General features: G+C 75.4%; 11 protein-coding genes. 5 read left to right on the top strand and 6 right to left on the bottom strand.

The features are described 5' to 3' along the window. Positions 1-102: 102 nt before the first annotated feature. Together ACF9IK_RS33300 and ACF9IK_RS33295 are read right to left on the bottom strand one after the other, a co-directional pair. Positions 103-837: a hypothetical protein gene (locus tag ACF9IK_RS33300; protein WP_395297788.1), complete on the bottom strand. Its 735-nt coding sequence runs from the start codon at positions 835-837 to the stop codon at positions 103-105. Positions 838-947: 110 nt separating this feature from the next. Beyond that, positions 948-2930, bottom strand: a complete 1983-nt coding sequence (locus tag ACF9IK_RS33295; protein ID WP_395297787.1) for a protein kinase domain-containing protein — start codon at positions 2928-2930, stop codon at positions 948-950. A gap of 268 nt (positions 2931-3198) precedes the next feature. On the opposite strand from ACF9IK_RS33295, the gene ACF9IK_RS33290 reads away from it, so the two are divergent. Beyond that, positions 3199-3687, top strand: a complete 489-nt coding sequence (locus tag ACF9IK_RS33290; RefSeq protein WP_395297786.1) for a glutathione peroxidase — start codon at positions 3199-3201, stop codon at positions 3685-3687. 120 nt (positions 3688-3807) lie between these two features. On the opposite strand, the gene ACF9IK_RS33285 is transcribed toward ACF9IK_RS33290, so the two are convergent. From ACF9IK_RS33285 to ACF9IK_RS33275, 3 genes are all read right to left on the bottom strand, one after another. Beyond that, complete coding sequence (locus ACF9IK_RS33285; protein ID WP_395297785.1) at positions 3808-4890, bottom strand: hypothetical protein; 1083 nt, start codon at positions 4888-4890, stop codon at positions 3808-3810. A gap of 101 nt (positions 4891-4991) precedes the next feature. After that, positions 4992-6938 carry a serine/threonine-protein kinase gene (locus ACF9IK_RS33280; protein WP_395297784.1) on the bottom strand — a complete coding sequence of 649 codons (1947 nt, stop codon included), beginning with the start codon at positions 6936-6938 and terminating at the stop codon, positions 4992-4994. Positions 6939-7187: 249 nt separating this feature from the next. Next, entirely contained in the window at positions 7188-8114 is a 927-nt protein-coding gene (locus ACF9IK_RS33275) for a LysR family transcriptional regulator (RefSeq protein WP_395297783.1), read from the bottom strand. A 96-nt stretch (positions 8115-8210) separates the two neighbouring features. On the opposite strand from ACF9IK_RS33275, the gene ACF9IK_RS33270 reads away from it, so the two are divergent. The 4 genes from ACF9IK_RS33270 to ACF9IK_RS33255 all read left to right on the top strand — a co-directional run bounded on the left by ACF9IK_RS33270 (position 8211) and on the right by ACF9IK_RS33255 (position 12505). Further along, positions 8211-8915, top strand: a complete 705-nt coding sequence (locus ACF9IK_RS33270) for a succinate dehydrogenase cytochrome b subunit (RefSeq protein WP_395297782.1) — start codon at positions 8211-8213, stop codon at positions 8913-8915. Positions 8916-8968: 53 nt separating this feature from the next. Next, on the top strand, positions 8969-10912 hold the full coding sequence (locus ACF9IK_RS33265) for a fumarate reductase/succinate dehydrogenase flavoprotein subunit (protein WP_395298752.1): 1944 nt from the start codon (positions 8969-8971) through the stop codon (positions 10910-10912). A 196-nt stretch (positions 10913-11108) separates the two neighbouring features. Continuing rightward, positions 11109-11846, top strand: a complete 738-nt coding sequence (locus ACF9IK_RS33260) for a succinate dehydrogenase/fumarate reductase iron-sulfur subunit (protein ID WP_395297781.1) — start codon at positions 11109-11111, stop codon at positions 11844-11846. Positions 11847-12175: 329 nt separating this feature from the next. Then, the gene (locus ACF9IK_RS33255; protein WP_395297780.1) at positions 12176-12505 is read left to right on the top strand and encodes a hypothetical protein; all 330 of its coding nucleotides are present in this window, start codon (positions 12176-12178) and stop codon (positions 12503-12505) included. A gap of 74 nt (positions 12506-12579) precedes the next feature. Here ACF9IK_RS33255 and ACF9IK_RS33250 read toward each other — a convergent pair whose 3' ends face one another. Then, the gene (locus ACF9IK_RS33250; RefSeq protein WP_395297779.1) at positions 12580-13506 is read right to left on the bottom strand and encodes a DUF2797 domain-containing protein; all 927 of its coding nucleotides are present in this window, start codon (positions 13504-13506) and stop codon (positions 12580-12582) included. Positions 13507-13612 lie beyond the last annotated feature (106 nt).

The raw sequence follows: 13612 nt of genomic DNA, 5'->3' as shown, positions 1-13612 counted from the left end.
GCGTCCCGCCGGCTCCGGTGGCGCCGCATCCGCGGTACCACCGGAGCCGTTCGCGTCCTGCCGCCGGGGCGGCAGCGACGGCGCTCGGGCCTGGCCGGTGGCTCAGCCCTGGCAGGCGTAGGTGAAGGAGGCGGCCGCGCCCAGGTGCCGGGGCGCGAGGATGTCCACGGTCGCGGTCGCCTGCATGGTGCCGCGGCCGTCGAAGGTCCAGCGCAGCACCAGGTCCGCCCGGCGCTCGCCCGACTGCACCGGCTGCACCAGCTCGCCGGAGGACGTGCCGTCGCTGCGCAGCCAGCGGTAGCGGATGGTCCCGGCATGGCCGTCGGTGGCGACCGTCGCGGTGATCACGGCCGTTCCGCCGCACGACGGGCCGCCCGCCGGTTCGGCGCCGACCGTGACGCCGCCCAGGGCCAGCGGCGGCTCGGACCGGCAGCGGACGAGGAGGAAGGCGAGCAGGACGACGAGGACGACCGCCGGGACCAGCCACCGCACGCCCCGGCGCCGCCGGGGCGGCAGCGGCGGCGCGGACGGCGGTCCGTGCCAGACCGCCGCGGCCACGGGCGGCACGCCGGGTCCGAACCGGTGCACCTCGTACGGCGGCGGTTCGGGCGGGGGCGGCTCGTGGCGCGGCGGCGCCGGTGCGGGCTCCGGCCGGGGCGGGGCCGGCGCCGCGGTGCCCCAGACGGTCGGGTCGAGGTAGGTGGCGCACTCGGCCTCCTCGGCGGCGGGCGCGGCGCGGCCGAGCGGAACCGTCCGCTCTGCCGCCGGGCCGCCGCCGAGTCGGACGGTCCGGTCGGGGCCGGACCCGGGGCCGGGCTCCGGTCGGGGCAGGGACATGGGAACCTCCGAGGACGCGCGACGGGCCGGACGACGGGAACGGACGGTGGGGCGGACGACGGGGGATCGGAGCAGGCCGGCGGGACAGGCCGGCCGAGCCGGTGCGCGGATCACCCCGGCTGCCGGCAGTCGAAGGCGGTCAGTTCCCGGTAGCCCGTCGTCGTGCTGTCCGGCCTGGGATCGCTGAGGACCCGGACACCCCAGTAGGTGCTGTCGTCGCTTCCGAACACGTGGGACGGGGTGAGGGTGACGGAACCGGTGCCGAGCCGCACGGTCTCGGTGGCGACGGTCACCGGCGTGCTGTTCGCACCGGAGTGGTGCTGCCAGGAGACGGTGAGCGTGGCCCCGGGCGGCCCGGACGTCACCACGGTGATCCTGGCCCGGGTGCCCCAGAGGCTGCTGTCGAGGCAGTTGATCGAGTCGACGCTCAGCGAGGTCACCCGGGTCACCGGCGGCGGGGTGGTGACGGTCGGCGGCGTGGTGACGACCGTCGCCGGCGGGGTGGCCGTGGTCGGCGGGGTGGTCCGCGGCGCGTCCGTGAGCCTGGACGTGGACGACGTGGTGGTGCCCGCAGTGATCGGCGGGCCGGGTGGACGGCTCGGCGTCGGACCGGGCGAGCGGCCGGACGTCGGACCGGCGGTCGGCGGCGTCGACGGCGAGGGCCGGGGCGGCTGCGACGGGGACGCGGACGGGGACGGGGACGGGGGCGCGGAGAGGGACGTGGGCGGGGACGGCGGTGCGCCGGTCGAGGAGGACGGCGGGTCGGTGTGCGTCCGGCCGCCGGAGGACGCGGCGGACGTCGCCGGGTCGGACGGCCCCCCCGCCGTCTCCCCGCCGCCCCCGCCCGCCGGGTCCAGGGTGGTGGTGAGCTGCGGCACCGGACTGCCCAGCCCGGCCCGCTCGCCGCGGTCACCGGTCCCGGCGATCGCCACCGCGGCCAGCGTGGCCGCCGCCAGCGTGCTCGCCACCGCGCCGGCGACCGCCCGGGCGCGCCGGCGTCGCGGATGCTCGGCCCGGACCCGTCCGTGCAGCCCCAGCCGCCGGACCGTCCGGCTCGCGGAGGCACCCCCGCGCGAGTGCTCGGCCCTCGTCGCCGTGGCGCCGCCGCCGCGCACGTGCTCACCCCGGCTCGCCGCGGCACCCCGGTTGGCCACGAGCTCCGTGTGCGCCAGCGCGGTCGTCCCCCCGGGCGGCGGGCCGGCCGCGCCCCACGGCAGCAGCGCGGCCAGCAGGGCGACCAGCGCCGCGAGGTCGGACCGGCCGCGCTCCTCCCAGCGCCGGCCGTACCCGGCCGTGGCCGCCGCCTCCAGCAGCCGGACGAACTCAGCCGCGCCCGCCGGCCGGTCCCCCGGCTGCTTCGCCAGACCGGCGCGCACCAGCGGCCTGACGGCCTCCGGGACCAGCCCGTCCGGCACCGGCGACTCCTGGTGCTGGACCGCCAGCTCTGCGAGCGTCCCGCCGGTGTACGGCCGCGCACCGGTCAGGCACTCGAAGAACGTGACGGTCGCCGCGTAGACGTCGGCGGCGGGCGAGGCCGGCGCGCCCGTCCACTGCTCGGGCGCCAGGTAGGCCGGGGTGCCGGAGATGTCCCTGTCGTCGCCGCTCGGCACGGCGATGCCGAAGTCGACCAGCTTGGTGGTGCCGTTCGCCGCGACCAGCACGTTGGCGGGCTTGTAGTCGCGGTGCACCAGCCCGACCGCGTGGGCGGCGGCCAGCCCCAGCAAGGAGCCCTTGAGCACCACCAGCGCCGCCTCCGGGGTGGTCGCCCTCTCCTCCCGGAGCAGCGCGCGCAGCGAGATGCCGTCGATCAGCTCCATGACGATCGCCGCGTGCGGCCCGCTCTCCACGTACTCGTAGAGCCGGGTGACGTGGGGCGAGTCCACCCGGGCCAGGACCGCCGCCTCCCGGCGCAACTCGGCCCCGCCCGCCGCGTCGTGCAGGTACTTGATCGCGACCGGGGTGCCGGTGGGGTCGTGGTGGGCGAGCACCACGACCCCGGCCGCTCCCGCACCGAGCTTCCGGACGTGGCGGTACTCCGGCAGCTGCCACCCGCCGCTCCCCGCCCCCGTGCCGTCCTGCTCCCGGTCCCGCATCGCCAACCCCCTCGGCCGTCGTCCCGCAGCCGTCGACGCGGCCACGGGACGACGGGTTCCCCACTTCGGACACGGTCCGAACCCCGCCGGCGGCCGGTCGTACACCACCCTCGGCGTTCGCCCTGGCAGGCCGCCTGACCTGGTCGGATGACGATCGGGAACAGACCGGCGCACTCGGGAGTTGTGCGCCACGGTGAGTCGCGCCCTGGCGCGCTCCGCACACCCCTGTGCCGATACCGGCCCGTCCGACCGACCGAAGGGCATCTCCGTGAGCCTGTACGACATCCCGCTGCGCACCCTCTCCGGCGAGGCCGCCTCGCTGGGCGACTACAAGGGCAAGGCGCTGCTGATCGTCAACGTCGCCTCCAGGTGCGGCCTCACCCCGCAGTACGCCGGCCTGGAGCGGCTCCAGGAGCGGTACGCCGCGCGCGGCTTCACCGTGCTGGGCTTCCCGTCCAACCAGTTCGCCGGGCAGGAGCCGGGCAGCGCCGAGGAGATCCAGACCTTCTGCTCCACCACCTACGGCGTCTCCTTCCCGCTGTTCGAGAAGACGGACGTCAACGGCGACGACCGGCACCCGCTCTACGAGGTGCTGACCCGCACCGCCGACGCCGAGGGCCAGGCGGGCGACATCGCCTGGAACTTCGAGAAGTTCCTCGTCTCCCCGGACGGCACCGTGGCCGCCCGGATCCGCCCGCGCACCGAGCCGGAGGCGGACGAGGTCATCGCCGCGATCGAGGCGGTCCTCCCGGCCTGACGCAACCGACGAGGCGGACGGGCCCGGGACTGCTGTCCCGGGCCCGTCCCGCGGCGGTGGAAGCCCCTCATCGTCCCGGGGCCGGGGAGGCGGGCCTCCCGAGCAGTCCGTCCGCGCCGCTCAGGAACAGCGGTAGGGGAAGGAGGTGGCTGCGGTGCGGGTGTCCGGGGCGAGGATCTGCAGGGTCGCGGTCGCCTGGAGCTCGCCGCGGCCCTCGAAGCTCCAGCGCAGCACCAGGTCGGCCTTGCGGGCGCCCGATTCGACGTCCTGGCGGATCTCTTCGGAGGTGGTGCCGTCGCTGCGCAGCCAGCGGTAGCGGATGGTGCCGGCGCCGCCGTTGGTCTCCACCGCGGCCGTGATCACCGCCGTGCCGTCACAGCCGGGGCCCGCGGGGTCGGTGGTCACGCCGACGCCCGTGACCGCCAGGGCGGGCGAGGCGAAGCGCCAGAACAGGAAGGCCAGCAGGGCCAGGACGGCCAGCAGCACCGCCAGCGGCGCCAGCCATCGCGACGCCCGGCGGCGTCCCGGCTGCTGCCGGTCCGGCACGGTGGCGCCGTGCCAGACGGCGGCGGCGCGCGGCGGGACGCCGGGGCCGAATCGTCGCAACTCGCCCGGAGCGAAGGGACGTTCCCCCTTCGCACCACCGGTGGACGAGGAGTCGGTCGGGGTGGTGGCGCCGCTCTCCAGCGTGCCGGTCGCGTCCGCCTCGTTCGCCGACGGCGGGGCGGGCACCGTCCTGCCGCCCGTCCGGGTGTCCACCAGCGTGCCGGTCTCCCCCGTCTCCGGGGCTCCGCCCCAGACCCGGGGGTCGAGGAAGGTCGCGCTCCCCGGGTCGTCGGAGTCGAGCCGGACGGTGGCCTCGGTGTCCGGCCCGGCGGCGGCCGGTGCCGCGGTCTTCCGGGACTGCTGGACGGTCTGCTCCCCCGTCAGCGGACCGGACCCCGGCCGGACCGTCTCCCCGACCGCTTCCGAGCCCCCGGCCAACCGCACGGTCTGCTCCCCCTCCGCCGGTTCCGACACGGGCCCGTTCGCCGGCTCGGCGCCGTCCGGGGCTCCGGTCAGGCGCACCGTCAGCTCCTCCGTCGCCGGGCCGGACCCGAGTCGGACCGTCTGCTCGGCGCCCTCCGGGGCCGCACCGAGCCGCCCGGTGCGGTCCGGTTCGTGCGCCGGGGCCGCGGCGGAGTCGGGGCGGGACGTGGACATGGCTCCTCCGGAGAACGGGGCGGGGACGAGTGGTTCGGGGGAAGGTCGCTGACGGACCGGACCGGTGAAGCGCGTGCCGGCGTCGGCTCAGCGGGACGGGCTCAGCGGGGCGGGTCGCAGAGGTAGGCCGCCGTCTCGGCCGTCGTCTTGCCCGGCTTGGCCGCCGCCGGGCTGGTGCCGATCCGCACGCCCCAGGTCGGGAAGGTGTCGGCCGAGCCGAAGTCGTGCGCCCGGGTGACGGTGGCACGACCGCCCTGGATCACCACCGTGTCGGTCGCGACGGTGACCGACCGTCCGCCGGAGGTGTGGTACCAGCTCAGCGTCAGCGTCCCGCGTCCGGTGCCCTGGGCGACCACCGTGACCGTCGCGCTCAGGCTCCAACGGCCGCTACAGGTCAGCGCGTCCACGTTCACCGTACTGACCGCGAGGGTGGCCGGCGCCACGGTCGGGGTCGGCGTGGGGGTGACGACCGGCGTCGGTGCGACGACGGTCGTGGAGGCGGTCGGGCCGGCGGTCGGGGCGGTCGGGGGCGGCGAGTCCGGGCCGGCGGGCGGCGGGGTCGACTGCCCGGGCGCGGGGGCTCCGGTGGCCGGCGGGGCGCCCTTGGTGGTCGGCGGCCCGGCGGTCGGTGAGAACCCGGAGGGCCCGGCCGTCGGGGAACCCGCCGTGGCGGTGGCACTCGGGCTCGCGGAGGCCGACGGCGTGCCCGTCGAGGCGGACGGGGAGGCGGACGGGGAGGTGGACGGGGTGTCCGTCGCGCTGCTCGCGGCCGGCGACGGTCCGCCGGTCGGGTCGGTGGTGCCGAGCGTGGTGGTGGCTTCGGGGGCCGCGCCGCCGGTGACCGTGTGGGCACCGCCGTCGGCGGCACCCGCCATCGCCATGCCTGCCAGGGTGGCCAGGGTCAGGGTCCCGGCCACGACCCCGGCGAGTGCCTTGCCGCGGCTGCCGAGACGCACGCCGCGGCGGACCAGCGTCTCCCGGACCGGGGCCGTCGGAGCGGTGCCGGCCCCGGCGTCCACTCCCGCCGTGAGCACGGTGCCGGCAGCCTCCGTACCGACCGCGCCCCCGCCGCCCAGGGCGGTGTGGGCCAGCGCGGTGCCGCCGGCGGCGCCGCCGGCACCGGGCAGCAACAGGGCGAGCAGGGCCACCAGCGCGACCAGGTCGAGACAGCCCCTCTCCTCCCAGTCCGGCCCGTACGCAGCCGTCGCGACGGCCTCCAGCTCCTCGACCAGGGCGGCCGCGCTGCCGGGGCGGTCCGCCGGGTCCTTGGCCAGGCCGGCGAGGATCAGCGGGCGGACCGGGTCCGGCGCCTGCTCGGCCGGGATCGGGGCCTCGGTGTGCTGGACGGCGAGCTCGGCGATCGTGGTGCCGGCGTAGGGGCGGGCGCCGGTCAGGCACTCGAAGAACGTGACGGTGGCGGCGTAGACGTCGCCGGCGGGCGCGGCGGGGCGCCCCGCCCACTGCTCGGGCGGCATGTAGGCGGGCGTCCCCGAGACGTCGCCCTCCTCCCCGCGGGCCACCGCGATGCCGAAGTCGACCAGCTTGGAGGTGCCGGCCGTGTCGACCAGGACGTTGGCGGGCTTGTAGTCGCGGTGCACCACCCCGGCCTCGTGGGCGGCGGCCAGGCCCAGCAGCGAGCCCTTCAGGACCACCAGGGCGGCCTCCGGGGTGGTGGCGCCCTCGGCGCGGAGCAGGTCGCGCAGCGCTATGCCGTCCACCAGCTCCATCACGATGGCCGAGCCGCGCTCGCCCTCCACGTACTCGTAGAGCCGGGTGACGTGCGGGGAGTCGACGGCCGCGAGGACCTCGGCCTCCTCGCGCAGGCCGGAGGTGCCGACGGAGCCGTGCAGGTACTTGATCGCCACCGGGGTGCCGGTCTCCCGGTGGCGGGCGAGCACGACCCGGCCGCTGGCGCCTGCGCCGAGCTCCCGCTCGTGGAGGTAGTCGGGGAGCTCCCAGCGGCGCTCGTCCTCGATCTCCGGCGCGCCGCCGGCGGGGGCGCCGTCGCCCCCGACCGGTCTGCCGTCCAGCTGGTTCCCGTCGCCCATCGCGTCGTACTCCCCGTGATTTCCTGCTCGCCCGTCACTGCCTGCTCGGCTCTGCGGCGACGCACCATACGGCACCGCGGTCACTGCACGGGACGCACGCCCGTGAACACGGGGTTCCGGGCCGGTGGCGGTTCCGGATCACGATTCGGGTGCTTCGCATACCATGCCAACCATTCGTACGAACGGTCGGGTACGGCGGACCCGGCGGCCCGGTAGGGCGGACCCGGCGGCGCGGGGCCGGCGCCCCGGTCAGGCCAGCAGCAGCCGGGTGCCCGGCGGAAGGTCGCCGTCCCGGGCGGCGTCGCGCAGGTGGGCCAGCAGGGTCTCGCGCAGCGCGGCCGAGGCCCGGGTGAGCGGCACCTCTCGGCCGTGCGCCACGGCGATGGTCCGCCCCAGGCCGGGCCCGGCGAACGGGGTGACGGCCAGCCCTGAGCGGGCCGCCACCATGCCCGGCACGACGGCCGGCCCCAGCCCGGCCCCGACGAAGCCGAGCACCGCGTCCATCTCGCCGCCCTGCACCGCGAACTCCGGCTCGAACCCGGCCGCCCGGCAGGCCTCCAGCGTCGCCTCGCGGACGTCGTAGCCCTCTCGGAACATCACCAGGGGCCGCCCGCGCAGCTCCGCCACCCGTACCTTGCGGCGCCGCCCCTCGACCGACCGGGAGACCAGCACCAGCTCCTCGTGCAGCAGCTCGGTCACGTCCAGAGCGGGTGCCGCCTCGCCGCTCGGCGGTGTGATGATCAGTGCGAGGTCCAGCTCGCCCGCCGCCAGGGTGCGGACCAGGTCGCGCGAGCCGCCCTCGCGGACCAGCAGCGCCACACCCGGGTAGCGGTCCCGGAAAACCCGCAGCACGTCCGGCACCAGGCTGGTGCACAGGCTCGGCGGCGCCCCGAGCCGGACCCGGCCTCGGCGCAGCTGGACCGTCTCCTGAACGGCCAGCCGGGCGCTCTCGGTGTCGGCGAGGATGCGCCGGGCGAGGGGCAGCAGCGCGTCGCCGGCGTCGGTGAGGGCGATGTTGCCCCGGGTGCGGTGGAACAGTTCGGCACCCAACTCGCGCTCCAGGGAGCGGATCTGCTGGGAGAGCGAGGGCTGGGCGACATGGGCCGCCTCGGCGGCCCGGGTGAAGTGGCGGGTCTCGGCGACCGCGACGAAGTAGCGGAGTTGCTGGAGCTGCACCCGGCCAGGATAGGCGTGGACGATAGGTGTCGGCTATCGCGGCGAGCCGCATCATGTCTTGGACGCACTGGACGGGCCGTCCCTACCGTTGACGCCATGACAACCGCGACTCGGACGGCCCGGCACCCGTCCACACTGGTGACGCTGTGGCGGTCGACCGTCGGCAAGAAGGCCGTCATGGCCGTCAGCGGACTGGTCATGCTGCTGTACCTGGTCGCCCACATGCTGGGCAACCTGAAGATCTTCTTCGGTCCGGACGAGCTGAACGGCTACGCGCACTGGCTTCGCACCCTCGGCGAGCCGTTCCTGCGGTACGAGTGGTTCCTGTGGATCGCCCGCGCCGGCCTGCTGGCCGCCGTGGTGCTGCACGGCGTGTCCGCGTACCAGCTGAGCCGGCGCGACATCGCGGCCCGGCCGAGCAAGTACGTGCACAAGCGGCGGCAGGCGAGCTACGCGACCCGGACGATGCGCTGGGGCGGGGTGATCCTGGGGCTGTTCATCGTCTGGCACATCCTGGACCTGACCACGCTCACCGTGAACCCCAACGCGGAGCACGGCAAGCCGTACCAGAACATCGTGGCGTCGTTCTCGAACTGGTACAGCTGCGTGATCTACGTCGTCGCGATGCTCGCCGTCGGCCTGCACATCCGGCACGGGTTCTGGAGCGCCGCGCAGACCCTGGGCGCCTCCAACGCCCGCCGGGAGAAGGCGCTGAAGCTGGCCGCCAACGGCCTCGCCCTGGTGCTGACCGTGGGCTTCCTGTCCGTCCCCGTGGCCGTGATGACCGGAGTGGTGAGTTGAGCACCGTGAACACCCCGAGCGCGCAGAGCGGCGAGAGCGCCGTGCACACCGAGATCTCCTACGCCGAGTACGGCGTCGGCGCTCCGATCGCCGACGCCAAGGCCCCCGCAGGGCCGATCGAACAGCGCTGGGACCAGCGGCGGTTCGAGGCCAAGCTGGTCAACCCGGCCAACCGTCGCAAGCACACCGTGATCGTCGTCGGCACCGGCCTGGCGGGCGGCGCGGCCGGTGCCACGCTTGCCGAACAGGGCTACCACGTGGTGCAGTTCTGCTTCCAGGACTCCCCGCGGCGCGCCCACTCGATCGCCGCACAGGGCGGCATCAACGCGGCCAAGAACTACCGCAACGACGGTGACTCGATCCGCCGGCTCTTCTACGACACGGTCAAGGGCGGCGACTTCCGCGCCCGCGAGTCCAACGTGCACCGCCTCGCCCAGGTGTCGGTGGAGATCATCGACCAGTGCGTGGCGCAGGGGGTCCCGTTCGCCCGCGAGTACGGCGGCCTGCTCGACACCCGCTCCTTCGGCGGCGTCCAGGTCTCCCGCACCTTCTACGCCCGCGGCCAGACGGGCCAGCAGCTGCTGCTCGGCGCCTACCAGGCACTGTCGCGCCAGATCGCCGCCGGCAACGTCGAGATGCACCCGCGCACCGAGATGCTGGACCTGCTCGTGGTCGACGGCCGGGCGCGCGGTATCGTCGCCCGCGACCTGGTGACCGGGGAGATCTCCACCTACACCGCCGACGCCGTGGTGCTCGCCACCGGCGGCTACGGCAACGTCTTCTACCTCTCCACCAACGCCAAGAACTCCAACGCCACCGCCGTCTGGCGGGCGCACCGGCGCGGCGCGTACTTCGCCAACCCGTGCTTCACCCAGATCCACCCGACCTGCATCCCGCGCTCCGGCGACCACCAGTCCAAGCTCACCCTGATGAGCGAGTCGCTGCGCAACGACGGCCGGATCTGGGTGCCGAAGGCCAAGGGCGACACCCGGCCGCCGGCCGAGATCCCCGAGGCCGAGCGGGACTACTACCTGGAGCGGATCTACCCCTCCTTCGGCAACCTGGTGCCGCGCGACATCGCCTCCCGGGCCGCCAAGAACGTCTGCGACGAGGGCCGCGGCGTCGGCCCCGGCGGCCAGGGCGTCTACCTGGACTTCGCCGACGCGATCCGCCGGATGGGCCGGGACGCCGTCGCCGCCAAGTACGGCAACCTGTTCGAGATGTACGAGCGGATCACCGCCGAGGACCCGTACCGGGTGCCGATGCGGATCTACCCGGCGATCCACTACACCATGGGCGGCCTCTGGGTCGACTACGACCTGCAGACCACGGTGCCGGGCCTGTTCGCGATCGGCGAGGCCAACTTCTCCGACCACGGCGCCAACCGGCTCGGTGCCAGCGCGCTGATGCAGGGCCTGGCGGACGGCTACTTCGTCCTCCCGCCGACCCTGAACGACTACCTGGCCCGCAACCCGCTTCCGGCCGTCCCCGCGGACCACGGGGAGATCGCCGCCGCCGAGGCCGAGGTGACCGACCGGCTCGACCTCATCCTCGCGGTGAACGGCGACCGGACACCCGACTCCTTCCACCGCGAGCTGGGCGAACTCCTCTGGGACGAGTGCGGGATGGCCCGCGACGCGGCCGGACTGCGCCGCGCCCTCGACCGGATCCCGAAGCTGCGGGACGAGTTCTGGCGCCGGATCAGGGTTCCCGGCACCGGCCAGGAGCTCAACCAGTCGCTGGAGAAGGCCAACCGGCTGGTCGACTACTTCGAGCTGGCCGAGCTGATGTGCCTGGACGCCCTGCACCGGGCCGAGTCCTGCGGCGGCCACTTCCGCACCGAGAGCCAGACCGAGGACGGCGAGGCCGCCCGGCGCGACGAGGACTACAGCTACGCCGCCGCCTGGGAGTTCACCGGCACCGGCACGGCACCGGTCCTCCACCGCGAAGAGCTCGGATTCGAGCACGTCCAACCCACCCAGCGGAGCTACGCTTGACGTCTCCCCACCCCCGAGAACGGGCACTCCCCTCAGCCTCGCGGCTGAGCCGCTGCGCCTGTGCGCGGCGGTGGGACGACTTCCTGCTGCCGGCCCGGCGCTCCGCCCTGCCGGCAGCCTGCCTCCCCCCGGCCCGTCACGCGGGCGATCCGATTCCTCCCCGGCCCAAAGACCGGGGTCTCCTTGGAGGTCTCCGATGAACCTCACCCTGCGTATCTGGCGCCAGGCGGGCCCGGACGCACCCGGCTCGATGACCACCTACAAGGTCTCCGGGATCAGCCCCGACATGTCCTTCCTGGAGATGCTCGACACCCTCAACGAGGAGCTGATCACCCGCGGCGACACGCCCGTCGCCTTCGACCACGACTGCCGCGAGGGCATCTGCGGCGCCTGCGGCATGGTCATCAACGGCCAGGCCCACGGCCCCGAGCGGACCACGACCTGCCAGCTGCACATGCGGCACTTCGAGGACGGCGACACCATCGACGTCGAGCCGTGGCGGGCCTCGGCCTTCCCGGTGGTCAAGGACCTGGTGGTGGACCGTTCGGCGTTCGACCGGATCATCGGCTCCGGCGGCTACATCACCGCCCCGACCGGCAGCGCGCCCGACGCGCACGCCACTCCGGTGCCCAAGGAGGCCGCCGACACGGCCTTCGAGCACGCCGAGTGCATCGGCTGCGGTGCCTGCGTGGCCGCCTGCCCGAACGGCTCGGCGATGCTGTTCACCTCCGCCAAGGTGGTCCACCTCAACGTCCTGCCGCAGGGCGCGCCGGAGCGGAAGTCCCGGGTGCGGGACATGGTCGCCGCGATGGACGCCGAGGGCTTCGGCGGCTGCACCAACACCGGCGAGTGCGCCACCGCCTGCCCGAAGGGCATCCCCCTGCCGAGCATCGCGGCGATGAACCGCGAGTTCCTCCGCAGTTCCCTGGGCTGAAACCGGAGTTCATCGGTGGGCCCCTTCCGCACGGGAGGGGCCCACCGGTGCGTCCGGGGCCGGCACGCACCGGGCCAGGTCGCACGGGCGGCGCGCGCCGGCGGGGCGTGCGCTCCCCACCTGGGTGGTCGTTCGTCAGGATCGGCGCCGTTCGCGGCAATTCGCGCTACGGTGGGTCCCCGCGCCAAGGAGGGTCATATGCCTGAGGTTCAGGCCTGCACCGGGTGTGGCGGGTCCGGGGGGACCCAGAAGACCGAAGCCTCGGTCGAGCTGGACGAGGAAGGGAGCATGGTGCCGAGGGTCGACACCTTCTGGTCACCATGCGGTCGGTGCCACGGATCCGGGACGGTGATCGTCGGTTGAGGATGGTCTTCGAGTGCGCCGAGTGCGGCGCCCACTACCTACCGCCGGAGGGCATGGTGTACCCGGACGGGCCCGCCTCGCCCGTCTGGTGCGCGCACTGCCAGGCGGCCAAGCGCGCGGCGGGCGTGCGCGAGGACCCGCTGCTCGCGCGGGTGGCACTGGCCGCCGCGCGGGCCGCGCTCGCACGGGCGGCAGAGGCCGAGCCGGCCGCCCGCAGCGACGTCCGCCCGTCCCGGCCCCCGGCGTCGCGCCGCGCGCGCTCCGGCCCGGGCGGGGTGCGCGGCAAGCTGGCGTGAGCGGGGTGGCTGCCGGCCGCCCGGGCGGTGGGCCGGAGCGGTGGGCCGGAGCGGCGGCGGTCGGCCGCGCGCCGTCAGAACAGCGCCTCCTGGGTGTCCGGCACCTCGGGACGCACCCGCGAGCGCACGACCAGCCCCGACGCCGGACGGCCGGCGGCCTGGATGAGCGTCCACCCGGTCAGCAGCCGGGTGTCGAGCAGGAGCGGCGCACCGCCGTCCGGCTGGTCGAGGAACAGGTGGCGGCCGACCGGCGGGCGCAGCGCCCCGGCGACCACCGCGCCCGGGGCCAGCGTCTCGATCCGCCCGTAGGCGGCCGGCGCGCCGTCGGCCAGGCCGAAGAGCACGACGTGGTCGGTGACCGGGTGGTCGGCCAGCAGCTCGACCGCGTGGCCGGCCAGCAGCCGGTGCGCCGCGTCACGGGCGTCCAGCAGCAGCGTCCGGCGGTGCGCGGCGTCGCCGGGCGCCCACCAGTGGTCCGGCTTCGTCCGGGCGTTGAACCGCTCCCGGGCCAGCCCCGAGGCCGCGATCGTGAGTTCGGCCCGGCGGACGGCGGGCAGCGCGCCACGGGCGGCGAACGTCCAGGCCAGCGCGCCCTGTTCGAGCAGCCGGCTGGTGCCGCGCTGCTCGGCGGTCAGGCCCACCTTCAGCAGACCGTCGCCGAACCAGGCGAGGTAGAGGCGGTAGGTGCGCCCGTCGTCGAGGATCTGGTCCCGGGCCAGCGCGAGGCCCCGGTCCACGCTCTGGCAGGCGGCGCACTGGACGGCGCCGCCGTCGGGCTCGATCTCGGCATGGTGCGGGCAGGGTGTGCGCTCCGTCGCACCGGACAGCCAGGCCCCGGTGCAGCGCCGGGGCCCGCCGAGCAGCCAGCCGACCACCGTGCCCGGCTCAGCCACCCGCTCGTGCGCCCGGCGCCCGTGCACGGCGCCGAGCAGCGGCCGCCCGTCCCGCCACTGCAACCCGGTGGAGATCCACCCGCCGCCCGTCTGCTGCCCTGTGCCCATGCCTGCCCCTCCGTCCGACCCAGCGAGGTTACCCGCTGCCCCGGACAGCGCGCCGCCGAGCTGCGGAGGCGGCCCTCGGAGGTGTAAGGGGTCCGGCCAAGGTACG

It is taken from the genome of Kitasatospora hibisci (assembly GCF_043950205.1).
GTDB classification, from domain to species: Bacteria; Actinomycetota; Actinomycetes; order Streptomycetales; family Streptomycetaceae; genus Kitasatospora; species Kitasatospora hibisci.
Note: the sequence above shows the minus strand (reverse complement) of the source record. Positions and strands in the feature narration are given on the sequence as shown.